The 22,366-nt window shown below is 44.2% G+C and carries 17 protein-coding genes; 9 read left to right on the top strand and 8 right to left on the bottom strand.

The window, feature by feature from the left end; all coding sequences use genetic code 11:
* Positions 1-290: 290 nt before the first annotated feature.
* Positions 291-1,346, top strand: coding sequence for a type IV pilus twitching motility protein PilT (locus L0G63_RS09675; protein ID WP_301450462.1), 1,056 nt, complete (start codon positions 291-293; stop codon positions 1,344-1,346).
* Between the two features lie 125 nt (positions 1,347-1,471).
* Entirely contained in the window at positions 1,472-2,593 is a 1,122-nt protein-coding gene (locus tag L0G63_RS09670) for a PilT/PilU family type 4a pilus ATPase (protein WP_301450461.1), read from the top strand.
* A 134-nt stretch (positions 2,594-2,727) separates the two neighbouring features.
* On the opposite strand, the gene fur is transcribed toward L0G63_RS09670, so the two are convergent.
* Positions 2,728-3,162 carry a ferric iron uptake transcriptional regulator gene (gene fur / locus L0G63_RS09665; RefSeq protein ID WP_301450460.1) on the bottom strand — a complete coding sequence of 145 codons (435 nt, stop codon included), beginning with the start codon at positions 3,160-3,162 and terminating at the stop codon, positions 2,728-2,730.
* Positions 3,163-3,482: 320 nt separating this feature from the next.
* Between fur and L0G63_RS09660 the strand changes: the two genes are divergently transcribed.
* The gene (locus tag L0G63_RS09660; RefSeq protein ID WP_301450459.1) at positions 3,483-3,902 is read left to right on the top strand and encodes an outer membrane protein assembly factor BamE; all 420 of its coding nucleotides are present in this window, start codon (positions 3,483-3,485) and stop codon (positions 3,900-3,902) included.
* Positions 3,903-3,944: 42 nt separating this feature from the next.
* On the opposite strand, the gene L0G63_RS09655 is transcribed toward L0G63_RS09660, so the two are convergent.
* The 4 genes from L0G63_RS09655 to L0G63_RS09640 all read right to left on the bottom strand — a co-directional run bounded on the left by L0G63_RS09655 (position 3,945) and on the right by L0G63_RS09640 (position 7,073).
* Entirely contained in the window at positions 3,945-4,319 is a 375-nt protein-coding gene (locus L0G63_RS09655) for an RnfH family protein (RefSeq protein WP_301450458.1), read from the bottom strand.
* The gene (locus tag L0G63_RS09650; protein ID WP_301450457.1) at positions 4,307-5,440 is read right to left on the bottom strand and encodes a hypothetical protein; all 1,134 of its coding nucleotides are present in this window, start codon (positions 5,438-5,440) and stop codon (positions 4,307-4,309) included. The genes L0G63_RS09655 and L0G63_RS09650 overlap by 13 nt, the downstream gene beginning before the upstream one ends.
* A 309-nt stretch (positions 5,441-5,749) precedes the next feature.
* A complete protein-coding gene (locus L0G63_RS09645) occupies positions 5,750-6,418 on the bottom strand; it encodes a cytochrome c (RefSeq protein WP_301450456.1) in 669 nt (222 codons plus the stop codon).
* 319 nt (positions 6,419-6,737) lie between these two features.
* Positions 6,738-7,073, bottom strand: a complete 336-nt coding sequence (locus tag L0G63_RS09640; protein ID WP_301450455.1) for a cytochrome c5 family protein — start codon at positions 7,071-7,073, stop codon at positions 6,738-6,740.
* A gap of 391 nt (positions 7,074-7,464) precedes the next feature.
* Here L0G63_RS09640 and yihA point away from each other — a divergent pair, with 391 nt between their 5' ends.
* The gene (yihA, locus tag L0G63_RS09635; RefSeq protein WP_301450454.1) at positions 7,465-8,232 is read left to right on the top strand and encodes a ribosome biogenesis GTP-binding protein YihA/YsxC; all 768 of its coding nucleotides are present in this window, start codon (positions 7,465-7,467) and stop codon (positions 8,230-8,232) included.
* 119 nt (positions 8,233-8,351) lie between these two features.
* Here yihA and L0G63_RS09630 read toward each other — a convergent pair whose 3' ends face one another.
* Positions 8,352-9,065, bottom strand: a complete 714-nt coding sequence (locus tag L0G63_RS09630) for an HAD-IA family hydrolase (protein ID WP_301450453.1) — start codon at positions 9,063-9,065, stop codon at positions 8,352-8,354.
* A 140-nt stretch (positions 9,066-9,205) separates the two neighbouring features.
* The gene (locus L0G63_RS09625; RefSeq protein ID WP_301450452.1) at positions 9,206-10,216 is read right to left on the bottom strand and encodes an RluA family pseudouridine synthase; all 1,011 of its coding nucleotides are present in this window, start codon (positions 10,214-10,216) and stop codon (positions 9,206-9,208) included.
* Between the two features lie 1,179 nt (positions 10,217-11,395).
* Between L0G63_RS09625 and L0G63_RS09620 the strand changes: the two genes are divergently transcribed.
* Complete coding sequence (locus tag L0G63_RS09620) at positions 11,396-15,598, top strand: Rne/Rng family ribonuclease (protein WP_301450451.1); 4,203 nt, start codon at positions 11,396-11,398, stop codon at positions 15,596-15,598.
* 121 nt (positions 15,599-15,719) lie between these two features.
* Here the strand turns inward: L0G63_RS09620 and L0G63_RS09615 are convergent, their stop codons facing one another.
* The gene (locus tag L0G63_RS09615; RefSeq protein ID WP_223334584.1) at positions 15,720-16,649 is read right to left on the bottom strand and encodes a DUF808 domain-containing protein; all 930 of its coding nucleotides are present in this window, start codon (positions 16,647-16,649) and stop codon (positions 15,720-15,722) included.
* 379 nt (positions 16,650-17,028) lie between these two features.
* Here L0G63_RS09615 and L0G63_RS09610 point away from each other — a divergent pair, with 379 nt between their 5' ends.
* The 4 genes from L0G63_RS09610 (at position 17,029) to L0G63_RS09595 (ending at position 22,168) form a co-directional block, all read left to right on the top strand.
* Positions 17,029-17,883 carry a DsbC family protein gene (locus L0G63_RS09610; RefSeq protein WP_301450450.1) on the top strand — a complete coding sequence of 285 codons (855 nt, stop codon included), beginning with the start codon at positions 17,029-17,031 and terminating at the stop codon, positions 17,881-17,883.
* A gap of 287 nt (positions 17,884-18,170) precedes the next feature.
* A complete protein-coding gene (locus L0G63_RS09605) occupies positions 18,171-19,514 on the top strand; it encodes a homoserine dehydrogenase (RefSeq protein ID WP_301450449.1) in 1,344 nt (447 codons plus the stop codon).
* A gap of 160 nt (positions 19,515-19,674) precedes the next feature.
* Positions 19,675-20,856, top strand: a complete 1,182-nt coding sequence (locus tag L0G63_RS09600; RefSeq protein WP_301450448.1) for a thiolase family protein — start codon at positions 19,675-19,677, stop codon at positions 20,854-20,856.
* A gap of 463 nt (positions 20,857-21,319) precedes the next feature.
* Positions 21,320-22,168, top strand: a complete 849-nt coding sequence (locus L0G63_RS09595; RefSeq protein ID WP_301450447.1) for a PRC and DUF2382 domain-containing protein — start codon at positions 21,320-21,322, stop codon at positions 22,166-22,168.
* Positions 22,169-22,366 lie beyond the last annotated feature (198 nt).

Genomic DNA, 22,366 nt, shown 5'->3' with positions numbered 1-22,366 from the left:
TAGCGTTCAATAATATACGTTGTGTCTTACAACTACTTTTGCAAGAGGTCTAATATAGTCGTAAATAATTTTATATTTTCCTAAAGAGTAGATGGTTAAATACTCACAGTCTTGTTATGATATTGTTACAAGCTTTAACATTGGCTATTGGATATGATAGCGCTGCTAAAGAATGTCTACTGGTTAACGCGTCAGTATTTCCTGCTTAAATAAGGCGATTGATTGATAGTTTACCACGAGCCTTTATGCTCTTTTGTCTTCCCCTGATGAATAGATAGGAATATCAAATTATGGCTGAAAAAAACACGTTAAGCATTGAAGACTTGCTACGTTTTACTGTCAAACACAAGGCATCAGATTTACATATTTCAGCAGGCATGCCTGCGATGATTCGTACCGATGGCGAGATGACTCGCATCAATATGCCTGCGATGATCCATCAGATGGTTCATCAGCTCATTTATGACATTATGAATGACAAGCAGCGTGCTGATTTCGAAGAGTTCTTTGAGACAGATTTCTCTTTTGAGATTCCAAACTTAGCACGTTTTCGGGTCAATGCTTTTAACCAAAATCGCGGTGCAGGCGCGGTATTTCGTACCATTCCCTCCAAAGTTTTGACGATGGAAGAGTTAGGGATGGGCGATGTATTCAAACGTGTCTCAGATTTCAAGCGTGGCGTGGTATTGGTCACAGGACCAACTGGTTCGGGTAAATCAACAACGCTTGCAGCAATGATTGATTACATTAACGAAAGTCGTAAAGAGCACATTTTAACAATTGAAGATCCGATTGAATTTGTTCATGAATCCAAGAAAAGCCTAATCAACCAGCGTGAAGTACACCGCGATACCTTAGGTTTTGAGCCAGCACTACGCTCCGCACTACGTGAAGATCCAGACGTTATTTTGGTTGGCGAGCTACGTGATCTTGAGACCATCCGTTTGGCATTGACTGCGGCCGAAACCGGACACTTAGTGTTCGGCACACTACATACCAGCTCAGCGGCTAAAACGATTGACCGTGTCATCGATGTGTTTCCTGCCGCTGAAAAAGATATGATTCGTGCCATGCTATCGGAATCCTTGCAAGCCGTTATTTCACAAACACTATTGCGTCGTCAAGCAGGCGGACGTGTGGCAGCTCACGAAATCATGCTAGGCACGCCCGCTATCCGTAACTTGATACGTGAAAACAAAATCGCTCAGATGTACTCTGCCATCCAAACGGGTGCAGGCGAAGGCATGATCACGCTTGATCAAACCTTAAAGAACTTGGTTGCAAAAGGCACTATCAGTAAAGATGTGGCTCGCCCTTATGCCAAGCAGCCTGATGCGTTTTTATAAGTATCGCTAAGTCATCAAAATAAATGACTTAAGCCATATTTTGGTATTTTACGGATCTCTGTACGTGACTGTGAATACATTACTTTAATAACTTTTAATCGACTTACATCGAATGCAGGTACGATATGGACATTGATAAATTATTGCAGTTAATGATCAATAAAAACGGCTCTGACCTTTTTATTACTGCTGATGTTGCACCTTCCATGAAAGTAAATGGAAAAATTTTGCCTGTCGGTAAAACGCCTTTGACTGCCGATCAAACCATGATGTTGGTAAAAGGGGTCATGACTCCCAGCCAAAGAAAAGAGTTTGAGGAGACCAATGAGTGCCAGTTTGCTATCTCTGATGAAGCGCAGCAAGCACGTTTTCGTGTTAGTGCCTTTATACAGCGCGACATGGCCGGAATGATTTTACGGAAAATTGAGAATAAAATCCCAACGGTCGAGGAGCTACGCCTGCCCCCAGCGCTCAAAGAATTGGCAATGAAAAAGCGCGGTATTATTTTGTTGGTAGGTGCGACCGGCACAGGGAAGTCCTCTACCCTTGCGGCGATGATTGGCCATCGCAATCAGAACTCTCATGGGCATATTATCACTATTGAAGACCCTATCGAGTTTGTTCATAAGCATCGCGGTTGTATCATCACCCAGCGTGAAGTCGGTATCGATACGCACTCATTTGAAGCAGGACTCAAGAACACGCTACGCCAAGCACCTGACGTCATCTTGATTGGTGAGATTCGTAACCGTGAGGTCATGAGCTACGCTATTCAATACGCAGAAACAGGGCATTTGGTGTTTGCAACGCTCCATGCCAATAACGCCAACCAAGCGATTGACCGCATTATTCATTTCTTTGAAACCAGTCGCCACAGCCAACTGTTTATGGATTTGTCATTGAACTTGCAGGCCATTATTGCTCAGCAGCTCATTCCAACTCCTGATGGTAAAGGACGACGCGCAGCTATTGAAGTTCTACTGAACTCACAGCTGATTAGCGATTATATCCGTAAAGGTGAGGTACATGAGATCAAAGACGTCATGACGCGCTCGCGAGACAGCGGCATGCAGACCTTTGACCAAGCGCTTTTCGACTTGTATGAACAAGGAGAAATAACTTACAAAGAAGCCATTTTACATGCTGACTCTCCTAACGATTTGCGACTCAAAATCAAGCTTAGTAGTAAAAATGGTAAAGCGAATTTGGATGAAGGTGCCGATAGCTTGTCATTAGATGTCAGCTAAATAATAATGCCTGACAGCCTTTTTTACTGGCAACGCAAAACCATCGTAAAAAGCCCTCACAAATGAGGGCTTTTTAATGTACAAAATATCGTCGTCATCGCTAAAGACAGTGTATTTATCTGCGCTGACAACAGCTACTTAGCACTGTCTCTACAAGCTTGGTCAGCACAGATGCCGTATAGGACCAGCGAGTGTCCTGATAGTTTGAAGCCGTGCTTTTCAGCTACTTTTAGCTGTTCTTCCTCGATCATCTCATTATGGAATTCAATGATTTTGCCACAAACATCGCAGACCAAGTGATCGTGATGTTCTTCTTGAGTGATCTCAAACACTGACAAGTTGTTTTCAAAGTTATGACGCTCAACAATGCCTGCTTGCTCAAACTGAGTCAGTACGCGATAGACCGTTGCAAGACCGACATCCTCTCCTTGTTCAATCAGTGCTTTATATACTTCTTCTGCACTCATATGGTGGAGCTCAGCGTTCTCTAGCAGCTCTAATATCTTGATACGCGGTAACGTAACCTTCAATCCTGCTCTACGTAAATCTTGGTTGGTAAAAGAAGCCATAATATCCCTTCTGACTGTGATAGTCTCAGCAAATTAAAAATATGAGATAAATAATCATTGATGATTATTTTATTATTGAATATAAATGATTTTAACACCCTACAAACAGTACTACTGAGCTGAGCCACTACACTATAATTGTTTGAACGCGCTCACTGCAAGTCCATGAATTTAAAATATAAATAATAAAACTGTTCGTATGGTGTTTGGTAAATAATGTCGTAAGTGGTAGGCAATTGCAAGTAAATGACGTATCATTTGTCCAAGATTGTCGGTCAGACTGATATCTTCTAACTCTGATCGCACCTAATTCATTTCTTATGAGTCATCTTACCATGATAAAGACATTAAATTTTCGTCCGTTGAGCCATGCCAGTGCATTACGCAAAATTGTCATCACCAGTATGCTTAGCGCTACTGTCGCTATGTCTGGCTGCTCATTGTTGAGCGTTTATAAGATTGATTTGCCACAAGGCACAGCGATTACTCAAGCCCAAGCTCAAAAACTACAGTTGGGTATGAACCAAAATCAAGTACTCTATATTCTTGGCAGCCCTGCAATCAGAGACACTCTTGAGCCTAAGCGCTGGGATTATATCTATGACTATAAAGCAGGCACCGAAGGCAGCCGCAAAGGTATTGCTGATGTCAAAGATGCCAGTCAACACCTAGTGATTTACTTTGATGATAATGGTTTGGTCACACGCATCGAAGGTATAGAAAGCCTACCTGCCTCATGATTAAACAGTTGGTCAGATATACCAGTTATATCTTTCAACGATCTAACCACGAGACTTATTTTTGCGCTGAGACATAGGATCAGCGCTCAAACTGCGGTATACCTCGATACGGTCAAAAGGCTGCAATATGTAGCTAAGTGGCTGTTTTTGTGCATAGATGCCTACATGCCAACGTTTTGCCGTTGGCGTCGTGATGTCTTTTACTTGCCCACACCATTTTGCCAGATCGATAAACCTCTCAAGCCACCCTGCTTGACTCAGCGCCTCGTACAGACTCGTACCACCAGCAACCTCTATTGCCAGATAGTGCTGACGCTGCGCCTCTTCAGCATATGCCAAATAAACTGTGATTAACTGTTTCTCATCTGATTGCAGTGCACCATTGTGACTATTATCATCGCCTATTAGCTTAACCACTGCATAACCCAACCTATCAATGCCAATAGTAAGGCAAGAGGAACTACCAGACGTATCGCTACTCGCCATAAGTTATAAAACGCTTCATTGCTAAAGTTCAGCGACTTTCGCAAATGACTGATCTTCATCTGCCATCCTGCAAATATCGATAACAGTAATACAGCAATGCTGCTCACTATAACCAAGATACCCACCAGCCATGTCGTCGGAATCGCAATGACTAAGAGTAATGCCAATACGAAGCTGATGACTACGCTGATCAGTAGTCCAAACTTATGGGTCAGCTGCTGGGTGCTGTAATGAAGCAAATAGCTGGCGACAAATAGAACACCTGCCCAATACAATAGCTGCCCGATCGGTGGCAACGACATACCACTGATAAATAACGCAGCGCCCCCAACTAGCAACTGCAACACCCAAATTGGCAATACCGATTTGGTGGCGCGATAATTACGAGTCGCCGCCTTGCTTCGCGTTTGCAGATTATCTGCCTCAACAGCAGTGACTGTCTGCTTGCTGATCAAATGCTGACCGAACCAGTATAGCCCTGTGCCCGCCCCAACACTGACTAATGCCAATGCCACTGCACGCGCCCACTCACTCAAGCTGATATCAGTCATCGCAAAGCCAATATTTGGCACACCATTGACGAGGCCTAATACCAACCCAACCAACATCAACCCAAGGCCAATCGGCAGGGGCGCAACGCCAAGCAGACTTAATAGTACGGTAATAACCATTAGCCCTGCGGCAACCGCAAAGCTTGGCACATCAGGCGTACTGTTTAGCTCAGTCAAGGCATTCAATATCCCCGTACTGGCCCCTGATATCATCAACGCTGCAATGACAATAGAGACCAATGCTGCCAACCAACCAAAGCTTCGCCATATTGGACTTGCATCTGATTCGCGTGTGAGCTTTTGCATACCAGCCAATGGCCCCTCGACACTCCGGTAGGCCAACGCTATCTCAGCATAGACGACTGGCAACGCGACCAACACCATCGCAAGCAACCACAATAACCAAAAATCAATCTCACCGATTGATGCAGGTGCAAACCAACGGAACAATAACAGCGGCAGTAGAACCGCAATAAAATAAGAAGCATAACGGATCATCATAATCTCAATCCAAACGATCTAACACCATTCACAAAAACTGGAGTAGTAAGAACCACGAGTTTGATAAGGTTAATCGTATTTTTGGGTTTGGTGTAAAGTGAATAACGATAATTTGTAATTATACAGAGCAACATGCTACCCCTGTAAACAAATTCAGCAGTCTCTTGTCTCTTCAATATAAGGACAGACAGTTATAAAAAAACCCCGAAATCGGGGTTTAGTCATTGAGACATAATGAATATATGAAAAAGTACTCAGTGGCCACATTCATAACGTCCGTATCAGATATTGATTATCAATACGACTCAATTAGTGAATCGCACTCACATAGTCTGACAAGATACGAATGTCATGATCTGACAGTTTTGATGCAACGGTTTGCATCATACCCATCTCACCTTCTTTTGCAGCATCATTGACGCGTTTTTGATCATCGCTATCGATATCATCCACACGGCCAGCTGCACGGAATAGTTTTAGCTGAGTGGCGATATACTGAGCATGCTGTCCGCCTAGTTTTGGAAAAGCTGCCCAAGGGTTACCGGCAGCATCTGGACCATGACAACCAGCACAACCAATCACACCGCGCGACTTATCACCGCCCAAAAATAGTTTGGTAGCTTCTTGGTTCGTTGCAGGGTTTCCATATCCAACACCCCAAGGCGCCTGGCTAGCATAATATCCTGCCACGTTGGCAATATCTTGCTGAGACAAGTTAGCGACCTGAGACTGCATGATACCGTTCTTGCGATAGCCTGCTTTGAAGTTGACCAACTGTTTGTACAGGTATTTTACGTTTTGGCCGCCAAGGTTTGGCTGTGCAGGAACAATACTGACCCCATTAAGACCATGACAAGCCGCACAAACGGTTTCTGCAATTTTCTGACCTGCTTCAACATCATACTCAGGAACAATAATAGCAGCTTGTACGCTGAAACTTGCAACGCATAAGCTGGCAGCAGCGATTAACTTTTTCATTGATACAAATCCTACTAGCTCGGCGTAAGCATTATTTAGAGTGATTGCACGGATAAGATACCCAATACGGCCGCCTCTTTGATTACAGGCATGGCGTATATTTCGAGGTCTTGGACACAAGCAGTCTGAAATTACTTACTAACATCAGGGTTTATTTTCGATTATTATAGCAAGACTTTGTATCATTTGCCTACTTAATCATAGCATTCATCAGTTTTCTCACTGACATACTTAGAGTACCGTACAAAAACAAAAGGCTTCGTCAGTTAACGATATACCGCACTCCATATTGTGCGCTCAAGCTTTATTCATCAACGGGTTATTTGCTCATATACTCGATAAGCTTGCGGTAATCCTCATCGTTACAGGTGTCACAGAGACCACCTGCTGGCATCTGAGACATGCCGCCTTTGACAGATTGGATCAATGTTGGCATGCTTTTTTGTTTGATGAGTTGCTGCCATTTGGCGCTATCGCCTTTTTTAATCGCATTCAATGCCCCATTGTCATGGCAAGCTGCACATGAGTTATCATAAGTAGTAGTAATATCAGCGGCATTTGCAGGGCTAAGCATAATAGTACTTAATATCAATGCAGTACCGCTCGCAGTAATGGCTTTATGACTTTTATTAAGCAGTTTATTGATTGAAAACATAGGGTACCTCCTCGTGATATTCCACGTGTCTCATCAATTGCTCTATTAAATATCTCTTATCAAACATTGTAACAATATATGTCACATAAACATAGCCAAATCAAATGTCGCTTTGTTAATACTGAGCACTTGTTCTGATGAATCGTTAATTTTAATATTATCCTACTATTTATATGATGCTAATCTCAGTTATTTCAATAAGTAAGGCAGGGAATAGTATAGAATAGCCGGTGATCTATTATCGCCACTTTATGATACACCAGTGTTGATAAGGGTGGATTGTCGCCTCTTAGCATTTTTTGCCTGTTTTCTGCGTTAAAATAATAGCCCAAGCCAATCGCTGACTAGATTTTTACAACCGTATCTAATTTTTAAGATAAATGAGCCATTTATGACTACCCCATTTACAGATGTTGCCGCCGAACATGCGCTGTTCAACACCAAATCTCGTCAAAAAATTCAGCAAACTGAGTTTATGACCTCAGCGCCTACCTTTAAGCTTTGCCCGCCTGACATGGGTTTAGAAGTTGCCTTTGCAGGTCGCTCGAACGCTGGCAAATCCTCGGCCATCAATGCTTTGACCAATCAGCGCCAACTTGCACGTTCGTCTAAGACGCCTGGACGCACGCAGATGATCAACTTTTTTAGTATTGGTGATGCTGATAGACGACTGGTTGATTTGCCAGGTTATGGCTATGCAGCGGTGCCGCTTGAGATGAAAAAAGAATGGCAGGTCGAGTTAGAAGAATATTTGGTGTCGCGCTCAAGCTTGGCAGGTTTGGTACTGATGACAGATATTCGTCACCCACTTAAGTTTTTTGATGAGCAAATGCTACATTGGGCAAAAGATGGCGAGCTACCTGTGCATATTTTGCTCACCAAAGCAGACAAGCTAAAATATGGCGCGTCCAAAAATGCCTTACTCAATACCCGTAAAAGACTCAAAAAACTCGGCTTAAACTGTACTATCCAGTTATTTTCAGCATTGAGAAAAGAAGGTCTTGATGAGTTGGCTGGCGTTATGGGCAAATGGTATGACTACCAGCTTGATAATGACAAAATTATTGAGAGTAATCTGACACAAAATGATACTACTAATGATGCTAGTGAGCAACTGGCCTCTGACTCAGTGACAGACACGCCAAAAGACGCTGAATAAATATTGTCTTTGCCAGGCATCAAAAAAGGGTTTATCGTCATCACGATAGACCCTTTTTTCTTTATTTTTATCGATTATAGTCAAAGCGGCGCTAAGATAGCTAACAAGACAAACTCACACTATCCACACAGTAAGTCAGCCAATGCTTGCGGTGTGTCAACCTGATATGTCGGCTGCTGATCGGCAAGCTCTGTACTTGTTGCTGTGCCATAGTTGACCGCGATACTGGTCATGCCAAGCTTGGTTGCCATTTGAATATCATAGATACTGTCTCCGATAAACACGGCATCAGAAACCTCTTTTTGTGTATACGCCAAAATATCGGTTAACATCTGCGGATCGGGTTTCGAGCCTGACTCATCAGCACAGCGCGTCATGACAAAATAATTGCGACTATCAGATGCCTCTAATACACGATCGAGCCCTTTTCTTTTTTTGCCAGTGGCGACCGCAAGCTTCTTATCTTGCTGTCGCAACCTCTGCAACATACCCTCTATTGGATCAAAAAGCGGCGTACTATGACTGTTGGCAATATAGTACTCTGCATAAGTCTGCTGAATGGCGAGCCTTTGTGCGTCACTGGCCTTAGGATACAAAATCTCGATACCATTCATCAGGCTGAGACCGATGATGTCTTTCACCGCTTTATCAGTGGTTTTAAATCCATGCGCCTCTCCAGCCACGTGCATGGAATCAACGATTAAGCCGATTGAATCCATTAGCGTACCGTCCCAATCAAAAATGATCAGCGTTTTGTCAGACAAATCATGCTTATCTACTGACTGAGTACATTGACTGGGTGTTTTAGTGTGAGGTGTCGATGATTCAGTCATGAATTAACCTTAACAGGTAACGGTAACGGTAACGGTAACAGATACGAAAACGTCACGGCGGCTTATTCGTCAAAATAAGGTATCGTGACGTTTTAGGTAAATACAGAAATAATGTAGTTTTCCCTATTTACTTTACGATGTTATTGAGGCAACTGGGTCGTCTCTGGCAACCAATCTGCCATATCATCTGGCAACGGTGCAGTAATCGTCTCATAACCTGGAATATCTAAGCGCCATGCATGCAGGCATAGGCGATGAACGCCTGATTTGTCATGAACGTTGTACTTATCATCACCCAAGATAGCATGACCAATGTGAGCCAAATGCACACGGATTTGATGCGTGCGCCCAGTCAACGGTTTGGCTTCGATTAGGCTAACTGGCTGACTATTAATCATAAAGCGATCATGGACGATGATGTCTGTTTGGCTTTCTTTCGCTTGTAGGTCTTGTGCGTCTACTTTGACACGGCGTTCGCCGCTAGCAAGGGTGTAACGCAATAATGGCGCATTGATACGTTGCTCATTCAGCGCAGGCTGTCCTTTTGCTAGACAGATATAGTGCTTTTGAATGGTTTTATCTACTAAGTGCTGCTGTAATACTTTGAGCGTTGAGCGTTTTTTGGAGATCATCAACAGCCCTGATGTGTCTTTGTCGATGCGGTGAATCAGCTCTAGATACTTTTTGCCCGTCACTTCACGCATGGCTTCGATGACCCCAAAGTCCAACCCACTACCGCCATGCACTGCAATACCAAAAGGCTTGTTTAGTACGATCAAACCTTCATCTTCATAGACCACGCGGGCGAGCAAGCTTTTAGCAAACTCAGCACTGATGATGGGTTTTTCGCGCGTTGCTAGCTCCACAGGTGCGATACGCACGACGTCTTCACGCTGCACTCTGTCATGTGCCTTGCAGCGCTTGTTATTGACGCGTACTTCATCTGAGCGAATCATCTTATAGATGTGCGATTTTGGCAAACCCTTCAAGCGATTGAGCAAAAAGTTATCCAAACGCTGGTCGTGCTGATGGCGCGTTACTTCAAGGTAGTTCACCTTGCCAAAGTTGCTAATCTCATCGTCAGCGCTTTGTGGGCGGGTTTTGCTATTGAAAATAGCAGGGGCTTCATGGGTAGGAGCGTCGTCAGTCATTTTTGAGTTTGTCATTTTTAGTTAGGTATTTACAAAAAGATTTGTTATAGTTTAGCATGTTGAGCGACAATTAAGCAGAGGCGACAGCAATAATCATTGTTGTTTCAGATAGCCGGCTACCGTTTTTACTCATTATTAGTAAGAAGGTCGATGCTATTTATACTGCCGATATTAGACGTTTCATCTCATGATAGGACCTGTCTTTAAAAGGTACTAGCATTTAACGGTACTAGATACCAAACACAGCCCTATACATGAACACACTGTATCGACTTTTTATTCGATACCATAAAACAAATAGTGACACTAAATACCATTGCGTTAGTAACTCTGACCACCAGTCTATTTATTAACGGATGACAACACAACATTGACTCACTAATTGCATGACAACGACTTTTTTTGATAATGACTTATTATTTAATGATTGATTATCTGATGGTCCTTTATGCCAGCATAGTTGAGCAAGTATGGGCCGTTTAGCGTTAGGATCGAAAAGTAACTCGATAGCTGCCTGAATATTGGTGGTCAAACAGATGACGACGATAAAGATGTAAATACAATGCCATGCTGACCAGCTGGTTCATTACTCTGTTTGCCAAGTACGCCCCGCTGATAACCAAAGCTGTGATACCTAACCTTGAAACACCCAAGATATTATTGACGATATACAAAGAACATAAATAAAGAGTAATCAATTGCTTTACCTAAATAGATAGCCGCTGACTGACTCTGCTACTCATAATAGCAATCACGATTGCGATATTATTGTTAGATTTTGATGGATGACGATAGCACCCTATTTTTTTAATATCAGTATTGTTCCCCCTGTAATTGACCATCGCCCACGCTTACAACGTGCGCCAAAATCACTACCAATAGAACGTACTGAGATTAAGAGGTTTTTCATTCGCTGCCACATTCATATCTGTGCTAAGTTTGGTGACCATAAAATATAAGCACCGTAGCCTTACACCCTACACTGCTTATATTGACACAAACGACGCTTACCCACTTAGGTAAAAAAGCCATTGGAAAAGCCCACGTGCTTTATAAAATCCACGATTTACGTTCTACCGCTCACTAATATCTACAAATGCTAATATCATATTAGCCACACTTGCCTCTATCTTTTAAAGACTGTCTTATCGTTGTTGTGCGTACTCATAGGATACAAATATGAAACGCATTTTGATCAACGCAACTCAAAACGAAGAAATTCGTGTCGCCTTATGTACAGGCAACCACTTATACGATTTTGACTTAGAAAATCGTACCCGCGAGCAAAAAAAATCCAACATCTATAAAGGTCATGTGACTCGTGTTGAGCCATCACTTGAAGCAGTGTTTGTCGAATACGGCTCTCAGCGCCAAGGGTTTTTGCCGATTCGTGAAATCTCTGCTGAGTATCTAAGCGGAAATCCACGTGATGAAAACATCAAAAAACTGATTAAAGAAGGCGATGAGCTCATCGTCCAAGTCGAAAAAGAAGAACGTGGTAACAAAGGCGCTGCCCTATCGACGTATGTCTCTCTGGCTGGTCGCTATCTGGTACTCATGCCAAATAATCCTCGTGGCGGCGGTATCTCACGTCAAATCTCAGGCAAGCTGCGTGAAGACATGAAACGCATGCTGAGCAATCTTGATTTGCCAAAAGGCATGAGCGTTATCATTCGTACCGCGGGTATTGGCAAAACGCAAGAAGACCTGCAGCATGATCTCAATCATCTGCTCAATATCTGGAATGCCATCCAAGAACAAAACCAAAAATACCCTTCACCGCGCCTTGTCCATCAAGAAGCAGGTGTTGTCACTCGTGCCGTCCGTGACTATCTGCGCGATGATATTGCCGAGATTTGGATCGATAACGAAAACGCTTATATCGAAGCAGCAGGCTTTATTGACGCAGTAATGCCAAAACAAGCCGAAAAGCTACGCAAATATACTGATTATGAGCCGATGTTTTCGCGTTTCAATATCGAAAAACAAATCGAAACAGCCTATCAGCGCGAAGTACGTCTGCCATCAGGTGGCTCAATCGTCATCGACCAAACAGAAGCCTTAGTATCTATCGATATCAACTCAGCTAAGTCGACCAAAGGTTCAGACGTTGCTGAAACCGCTTACCATACCAACCTAGAAGCGGCCGACGAGATTGCCCGCCAGCTGCGTCTACGTGATATGGGTGGTTTGATCGTTATTGACTTCATTGACATGAATGACAATAAGCATCAAAAAGAAGTCGAAAAGCGTCTCATCGATGCGACCAAATACGATCGTGCGCGCGTACAGTTTGGTGATATCTCTAAATTTGGTCTGATGGAAATGAGCCGTCAGCGCCTGCGTCCATCACTAGAAGAGTCAACTGGTTATATCTGCCCACGTTGTCACGGCAACGGTATGATTCGTGACTTGCGTTCATTGTCGCTCTCTATCATGCGTCAAATCGAGCAAATCGCGCTCAAAGAACGCCAAGGTGAAGTACAAGCGGAAGTTCCGACAGATATCGCTGCATTTTTGCTGAATGAAAAGCGTGATAGCTTGGTTTATCTTGAGCAAGACAGTGGCACGCGTATCACGATTTTGCCGCACGCTCATTTAGAATCACCGAACTTTAAGCTGCACTTCAACCGTGATGGATTTGCCCCATCGAGCTACGAGCGTATCACTGATACTCAGCAGCAAGAACACAGTGACCTTGGCTACAATGTCGACTGGCAGACGGCTGAAAAAGAGCGCCCTGAGCAGCAGCCAACTCGTCAGCCGCGTAAAGCAACCAATGACAATAAGCAGAATTCAGCAGCACAGTCGCAGAACAATACGGTTAGCCACAGCAACGATTGTCGTAACCATAAAAACGCTAATGACGCCGCACCAGCGCACGCAGCACAAGCTAGCAAGGCCCAAAGCGTGGCCGCGCCAGTCGCAGCGCAAGCTCAAAATGCCGAAGCAAGTGCGCAGCCAAAAGCAGTCGCTTGGCTGTCCAACCTCTTTGCAAAAGCGCCGCAAGCCACAACCACACCTAGTGTCAGTAGTCACGATGCCGCTGAAGCCATTGAGGCTCTAGTCAATACTGGCGCGCAAAGCTTAGGCTCATTTGGCCAAGTGAATAACGATGCGCTAAGTCACACTGATGCAGGCAGCGAGCAAAAAGCTCAACAAAACCACAATCAGAAAAATGACAACCAATCATCAGACAGTCAAGCCAATCGTCAGCAGGCACGCCGTAACAACGACAGCAATACTGACGACAGCAATAACGAGGATAGAAGAAGACGCAAACCACGTAAGTCAAGAAACTCAAAACCGCGCCAAAGAAAAGAGACGTCTGACGACACTACCAATAATGCCAGTAGCCATGCAGATACCAGCACTGATGAAAAATCGTCTGACAATAAAGACAAAAACCAGCAAGACAAGCGTTCACAGGACAAACGCCGCTCAAGCGATCGCAACCGTGGTGATCGTCAAAACAGCAACCGCGGCAGCAATGAGTCTACTGAAGCAGAGCAAGAAAATACGCCAAAAGCCGATGAACAAGTTCGTGCTAAGCGTAAATCGCATAGCCAACGTGGCTCACGTGGCAAGCTGGAGCGTGGTGAAACGCTGACTACTGAAAACACCAAACAAGACCAGCAGCAAGAGGTCAAAAACAACGATACGACTACTGGTAAAAACCAAACCAGCGCGCGTCGTAGCCAAGATCCTAACGAGGTCGTGTTACAGGTCAACGAGGCACCAACGAGGCTAAAAGCATCAGAGGTTGTGCACTTATCTTTAGATGACAGCAAGGCTGCAAAGGCAAAACCTCATGCTAACGATACGCAAAACGCCACGAATGGTGTAGCAAAGCATGAGAGCACAAACGATCGTGCGGCTAGGCCACCTGCGAACAAGCCTAGTGACAGTAAGCAAAGCACTGACACAAAAAGCGATGAGAGCAATAAGAAAGACGCAGTAGAAACCTCTAATAATCAGACCCATGGTGATAAAGAGACTACTGCTCAGGCTAAAGTATCAGACAGTGCCTCTGGACATAAGCAGAACGCGGGTGACAAAGACCGTTCAGCAGATATACCGTCTGTCTCTACTCATGACACTAAAAGTCAGTCAGCTGCCCAAGAGACAGCTGCCCAAGAGACAGCTACTGTAGAGACAGCTACTGTAGAGACAGCTACTGTAGAGAGTACCTCAGGAAAAGCACAGCACCAAAAGTCAGATACGACTGAGGCCATCGCTAAAGCTGAAGAGACGAAAAAGACTCCAGTCAGTGATAATGGGGCAACTGAAACAAGCATGGCTAACTCAGCACTTGAGCTAACACATGAGTCATTGTTTGGTGATCGTTATGTGACGGCTGAGAAGTTTGGTCAAGCCAGCAATGACCCACGCGTGGTCCGTGCCAAGCAAGCAAACGTAGCGCAAACACCTCAAGCTGAGATTGAGACTCAAGCGACCACAAGTGCAACGGCGATACGTGGCACCGTTGGTGAGTTTATTCGTGGCACATTACCAGACGCGCAAACGCGTTTAGCCGAAGAAGGTGTGATTGGCTGCTTTATCGCAACGATTGCTCTATATGCCAAGCAAGCAAAGTCTGCTGATGCGTCCTCTGATGTTGCTAGTGTTGTCAATAGCAGCCAAAACTTTGACTTTAGCAACTATGGTTATCAGCCATTAGCAGCCGATTATTTGGCACGCTTCGATGCGATGACACAAGCGGTCAGCCAATTTGCAGCAGCCCAAGGCAAAACAGCCGTTGAGCCACGCGCTATCGGTAAGCGTGCCAGCAATGATCCTCGTGGTCAGCACCCTGATTACGAAGCGTCAGCTACTTTGGATACTGCTACAGAGCAAACCTCAGACAGCAATGAGCCAGAAGTAGAGGCTGAGCAAAGCCATGCTGAGGTGAGTGCTCATGACGTTGAGGCAGGCGCATTAGCGAATCAAGCACAGGCAGATAATGTCAGTGCTGATAGTGAAAAATTGCTAGAAGTCGAGCAAGCGCAATCAGCTGCTAACAGTGTAGAAAATCAAGCCGGTGAAGGACAAGAAACCAATACGACAGCAGCTGATGCAACACAAGTGGATGTAGAAAAGTCTGATGCAGAAGAGGCTGAGCAAACGACCGAATCTAAAGTAGAAGAATCTGCTAAAGAAACGGGCAAAGATGACAGCCAGGCAGCTAAATCCAAGACCACCATTGCCAGTTATAAGAACATGATCGAAAATGTGGCTGAGCAGTTACTACCACAGACAGGCATGTTTAATCTAACGACGCCAAAGGTGCCAAAGGCCCGCAGCCGCAAGCCCAAAACGGATCATAAAAAACCAACCCAAGCTGAGAAGCTTGCCGCTGATGATACCGATAGTGACAGTTAGTATATAAAAGCGAAAATATAAAAGCCCCAAAGCGATCGCTTTGGGGCTTTTATTTTAATAAAATTCCGTTTAATTATCTATTTAGAATAAAATTGGACATAAGATAAAACCACAAACCAGCTTAATGAGTGGAAGAAGCCTTATCGTCTTTGCCGCGAATTTTATCAATCACAGTAAGCAATGCTACAACTGCCGCACCAATAATAAAACCAATAACACCATTTAATACGGTGGTTGTTACTCCTTCAAAAATACCCGTGAGATGTGCAATATCTTCGACACCGTGATGCAAAAAGCCAATACCATGCACCAAGATACCACCACCCACTAAGAACATGGCCAATGTCCCTGCGATGGATAAAAACTTCATCAGCTTCGGCGCGGCGGCAAACATCACCTTACCCACTTTTTGTTTAAACGTACTTTCTTGCTCCATCAGATGTAGGCCTGCATCATCTATTTTGACAATACCAGCGACCAAACCATAAATACCGATGGTGATACCAATTGCCAAGATGGACAATACCAAACTGCGTTCTAACAAGGTAGCGCTTGCCGTTGCCCCTAGTGCAATCACGATGATCTCAGCGGATAAGATAAAATCAGTTCGTATGGCTCCTTTGATTTTTTCTTTTTCAAATGCCACTAAATCGACTGTTTCATCGGCATTGGCTTTTCGGCGAGCATTTTGTTCTTCATCATGTGGCAATGCATGTGGCCAAAACCGATGTATGACTTTTTCTGCCCCTTCATAAACCAAGAACAGACCACCACACATCAATAAAAATGTGACGAGGGGTGGATAAATCGCGCTGATCAATAGCGCTGCTGGTACCAAAATGAGCTTATTGATGAACGAGCCCTTAGCGACTGCCCAGACAACGGGAAGCTCGCGATTGGCTTTGACACCAGTAACTTGCTCAGCATTCAACGCCAAATCATCGCCCAATACCCCAGCGGTTTTTTTGGCAGCGACTTTGGTCATGACGGAGACGTCATCCAATATCACACTGATATCATCAAGTAAGGTTAATAAACTGGCACCTGCCATGTGTGCTCCTTAGCGCAAATTTGTTGAAATGAATAAACCTGAAGCGATTTATACAAAGTATTTTGTATAAATCCTTATAAAACAATACTATTAGCAATAGGTTACAAAGGCTGACTTTTATATTAAATAGTACAAGTGTATCTTGTATGAACCGTTATTCCTAAAAGCTGGCATTATTTGTGCTTATTGACTAATAGAGGTGAGCCGTCATCTCGCATAAATATGCTAATATAACCTATCTTTTATAATCAATAAGTTAAAAAAACTTCTGTAAAATTAGACCTTTAAAACACGATTCAGACGCCTTACTACGTATCGTAGTTTATAGCGCTTTTTTGCAACGAACTTATGACTAGGCGAGATGCCTACAGGAAACCATATGCCATCACCTATTAGCAGATACTCCTCTGCAAATCATCGTTTATCTCGTACTACCTTATCTCGTTTGATCTTAAGTGTCTTGCTAGTAGGTATTGCGGCTGGCTGCTCAAACAATGCAGCGGATGCAACCAGCAACACCAGTGTTGTGAATGCAGCACAAACCGAGACGTCTCCTGCCAAAATCTCAACTGATAATGATCCTACAGTGGTTAGTGCCTTACAGGCAAATCTCAAGGCCTCTGGCATTGAAGAAACTATCATCTCCGCCGTACCAACAGATATGGACGGTATTTACTGGGTTACTGCTGAAGGGCTGCCGTCTTTTTTTACGGATAAAGTGGGTAAACATATCATTCAAGGACAAATCGTCGCCGTTGGTGGTGATACGCCAGTTGATATCAGTGCAGCGTTAGCAGCTAATACTGCACAAGAAGCGTTACAAGCCGTGGATAAAAAAGAGATGATCATTTATCCAGCAAAAGGTGAAACCAAGGCCGTTGTTTATGCCTTTACCGATGCCGACTGTGGCTACTGTCGCAAGCTGCACGAGGAAATGGACGATATCAATGCGCGCGGTATCGAAGTGCGATATCTAGCATGGCCACGTAGCCAAGAATCTGTCCCAAAGATGGAAGCCATTTGGTGTAGTCAAGATCGCAATGCTGCCATGAATCAGGCAAAAATGGGGGGCAATGTACAAGCACCTAGCTGTGCCAATCCTGTACAAGCTCATATGGCGCTAGGCTCTAAGCTTGGGGTTCGTGGTACGCCTGCTATCTTTACTGAGACAGGACAACAAGTGGGTGGTTATTTGCCTGCCGCACAATTGGCACAAGCTGTCGGCGCGAATTAATGCACCGCATCAAGATAAATACGATAGCAGCGATGAATCGATAGTCGCGAAGATTTGACGATATTGATTGTGTAGACGTCACAACTGCTTGTCGGTATGATACGATAAAGCGCGATGCAAAATAAGCAACACCCTTTTATCTGAGCATTTTTTATTCAACTATAATGAAGTATGCATGCAAAGTAGCATTAGAAAATGCCCATAGGCTGTCGGTCAACCACCGCAGACTCATTTTATATTGCCCCAGCGTGATGCCGCTTCATTATATTTAATCTCTTGAGGATACTGTGAGCAATTCCATCAAACTAGCGATACTTGGTCTAGGCACCGTCGGAACGGGCGTGATCAACCTAATCAATGACAATTTAGATGAGCTAAAACGCCGTAGTGGACGCGACATTATTATTACCGAAGTGGGTACGCGCCGTCAGCGTGATGATATTGATACCAGCATCATGCAAAACAGTGACTTGATGGCTATTGCAGCAAGCGATAATGTCGATATCGTGATTGAGGTGATTGGTGGGACGACCCTAGCCAAGGACGTCATTATGCAAGCCATCAAAAATGGCAAGCATGTGGTAACTGCCAATAAGGCCCTACTGGCTGAACACGGTAATGAGATTTTTGCTTTTGCCGAAGAAAACAACGTCCATGTTGCTTATGAAGCAGCAGTAGCAGGCGGTATCCCCATCATTAAAGTCATGCGTGAGGCTCTTGCTGCCAATAAAATTGATTGGCTCGCTGGTATCATCAACGGCACAGGCAATTTCATCATGACTGAAATGCGTGACAAAGGCCGTCCATTTGCTGATGTATTGACCGAAGCACAACAGCTGGGTTACGCAGAAGCCGATCCAACATTTGATGTAGAAGGTATCGACGCTGCACACAAACTGGCCCTGCTCGCCTCTATTGCATTTGGTATCCCGCTACAGTTTGACAAAGTCTACTGTGAAGGCATCACGGGCATTACCCTACAAGATGTCAACTATGCCGAAGAGCTTGGCTACCGTATCAAGCACTTAGGATTTGCAGTACGCCGTGATGGTCAAGGCAACAGTGATAATGCTGGCGTTGAGTTGCGTGTCCATCCAACGCTTATTCCACAAGATGCGTTGCTTGCCAATGTCAACGGCGTAAAAAACGCCGTGCTGGTCAACTCACATCCGCTTGGGCAAACACTCTATTGCGGTGATGGCGCAGGTGCAGGTGCCACCGCCTCTGCCGTGATGGCCGATGTCATGGATCTCGTCCGTGTATTAGGTAGCAAAAATAGCGACAACCAGAACAACAACGGGCATCACGTACCACATCTCGCCTTTATCCCTGAGCAGCTCTCAGACACGCCGATATTGCGTGCTGAGCAGATGATTACTGGTTACTACTTACGTGTACATGCTTATGATAGCCCAGGTGTTTTAGCGGACATCACTCGCATCCTAAGCGATGCAGGTATCAATATCGACGCAATCTTACAGAAGCCTGCGCACAAAGTCGGACAAGTTCCTGTCATTATATTGACGCTGCCAGTGGTTGAGAGTCGGATGAACCTTGCTATCGAAAAAATTGAAAAGTTAGAGACTATCACTGATAAAGTCATACGCATTCGCCTAGATGAGCTGGCCTAAAGCACAACCTTAGTTAGGTGGTTGGTTAGTCAGCCAGACTGATCTATTCCTTTATTAGTGAGCTAGGCAAACGCTTATGGATAAAGGATAACGGCAAATCAGCCTTTTCCTTTTAGGTAAAGTGCTTTCATTTAAAATACGTAAATAAGGAATAATAACGATGTCAAATGATGCAATTGTAATCTTAAACGGCGCACGTACCCCAATGGGCGGCTTTCAAGGCGCATTGAAAGATTTGAGCGCGACAGATCTAGGGGCGACTGCCATTAAAGCGGCTATTGAACGCTCAGGTGTGAAGGCTGATGATGTTGATGAAGTGATCATGGGCTGTATTTTAACCGCAGGCTTGGGTCAAGGCCCTGCTCGTCAAGCCATGCGCAAAGCAGGCTTATCTGATGCAACGGGCGCTGTCACTATTAACAAGCTATGCGGTTCAGGTTTAAAAGCTGTCATGCAAGCACATGATGGCATCAAAGCTGGTAGCTTCAATGTTGCTGTAGCTGGTGGCATGGAATCAATGACCAATGCACCGTATCTGATGCCAGGATCACGTGGTGGCTACCGTATGGGACACAAAGAAGTCAAAGATCATATGTTCTTAGACGGCTTAGAAGATGCGGAGACTGGTAAGCTCATGGGCATGTTCGCTCAAGAAATGGCCGATAAAAAAGGCTATACACGTGAGAAGATGGATGAGTTTGCTATCGAATCACTCAATCGTGCACTAACCGCTATCAAAGACAATCACTTCAAAGATGAAATTGAGCCTGTAACGTTTGAAACTCGTAAAGGCGAGCAAACGGTCGATACTGATGAGCAACCAGGCCTAGCGAATGCTGATCGTATCCCAAGCTTACGCCCAGCATTTGCAAAAGACGGTACGATCACTGCAGCCAATGCCAGCTCAATCTCAGACGGTGCTGCTGCTGTCGTCGTCATGAAAGAGTCACAAGCAAAGGCTGAAGGTCTGGATTATCAAGCTCGCATCGTTGCCACTGCTTCAAACTCTCGTCACCCAAGCGAATTTACCATCGCTCCGATCGGTGCCATCGAGAAAGTACTAGCAAATGCTGGCTGGTCAGTCGCTGATGTGGATCTATGGGAAATCAATGAGGCTTTCGCCATGGTCACGATGGCTGCTATGGACGAGCTAAACATCGACCACGCAAAAGTAAACGTTGAAGGTGGCGCTTGTGCGCTTGGTCATCCAGTAGGCTGTTCAGGTGCACGAATCCTAGTGACGCTCATCAATTCTCTCAAACGTACCGGCGGCAAAAAAGGCGTTGCAACCTTGTGTATCGGTGGCGGCGAAGCCGTTGCTGTCGCTATTGAACTGCCGTAGCCATACATAAGTCACACCTAATATTAGGGCACTCATTGTTAACTGATAGACGAAACATAATTTTAGCGATTGCCTAATATTTATTCAACAGACCGCATTGCATTTTGCTCTGCGGTCTTTTCGTATTTGCTAACTCTAAATAAGCCTAAAATATGTCGCTGTGTTAAGACTCGTTAAGTTATACCCCTACCTATGTTATGCCACTTACAGCCTATTACATGTAATTACCCCAATCGCACATTTTGCTACCTCGAGCATCTATTTCATCCAAAATCATAGTGTTACGATAGCTACAAGTTGATGCAGAGATGTTGTGATATATCTCTTAACTTACTTATTGAAGTTCGATTATTGAAGTAATTTTTGCCCAGAAATTCAAAATAATTATTAATCAGCAATTTTAAAAATACCCACTTATAAAATAACTTTTACAAATACCAACTCATACAAAAGGAAGACAATAATGAGCCAACTAATCCGTTTAAAAGATATTCAAGCCACTCATCGCGACTTAATTGGCGATGACTATTATGACCCAACAGACAAAACTGCTTACGGTGTGAACGAAGAAAAAATCGGTAAAATTGAAGGTGCGTTAGTAGAAGACACTACTGGCCGTATTCGTTACCTAATCGTTGATGCAGGTGGTTGGTTTAGCTCAAAAGAGGTATTAGTACCAGCGGGTCTTGCTCGTATCGTTGGTGATGATGTTTTCTTCGATAGCTTGACCAAGTCTCAAGTAGAAGCCATGGAAGTATATGACCACGACTATCAGTACAGCTATAAAGAGCAATACGAAAAAGATCGTCAAGCGTTTACTGCTGATACCGTTCCTACTGCGGAGCATGTAGATATTGCAGATCATTCTTATGATGCGCCAAAGACGCTAGAGCTTCTAGAAGAGCGTTTAACTGTTAATAAAGACCGTATCGTTGCAGGTCTTGTAAAAGTTGGCAAACATGTTGTAACTGAAGAGCGTAATGTCGAGGTTGAGCTAGAAGAAGAACATGCTGATATTCAACGTACTAGTGTTGATCGTCCAACAGACCGCCGCATCGGTGATATGGATACTAATGATACAGTGGAAGTTGAGTTAGAAGCAGAACGTGCTCGTGTTGGTAAAGACACTTATGTCTCTGAGGAAGTTAATGTTGGTAAAACAACAGAGCGTCATACTGAGACTATCGTTGAGACTATCCAGCGTGAAGAGCTAGATATTGATAACGACGGTAATGTGGTCGACCGTGAAGGCAACTTAGTTAACCGTGATGACATCACAGCCGACGATGTACGCCGCGCTCGTGGTATGTAATATATTGATACTTTGCATCTTTTGATAAGATCATAGCCTTGTCATCAGATGTCATAGTAATAGATAGCTAGGCATCTATGCTTAGCAGATTAAGACCAGAGCGTATCTCTGGTCTTTTTTGTATCAATAATATAGTGCGATGATTTAGGTGTAATGGACATTATTCATGCTGGCGTAGGCTCTAAAGCTATATACTGT

It is taken from the genome of Psychrobacter sp. (genome assembly GCF_030454045.1).
Taxonomy (GTDB): domain Bacteria; phylum Pseudomonadota; class Gammaproteobacteria; order Pseudomonadales; family Moraxellaceae; genus Psychrobacter.
The sequence above is the reverse complement of the archived record's forward strand: the minus strand, read 5'-3'. Positions and strand labels throughout refer to the sequence as shown.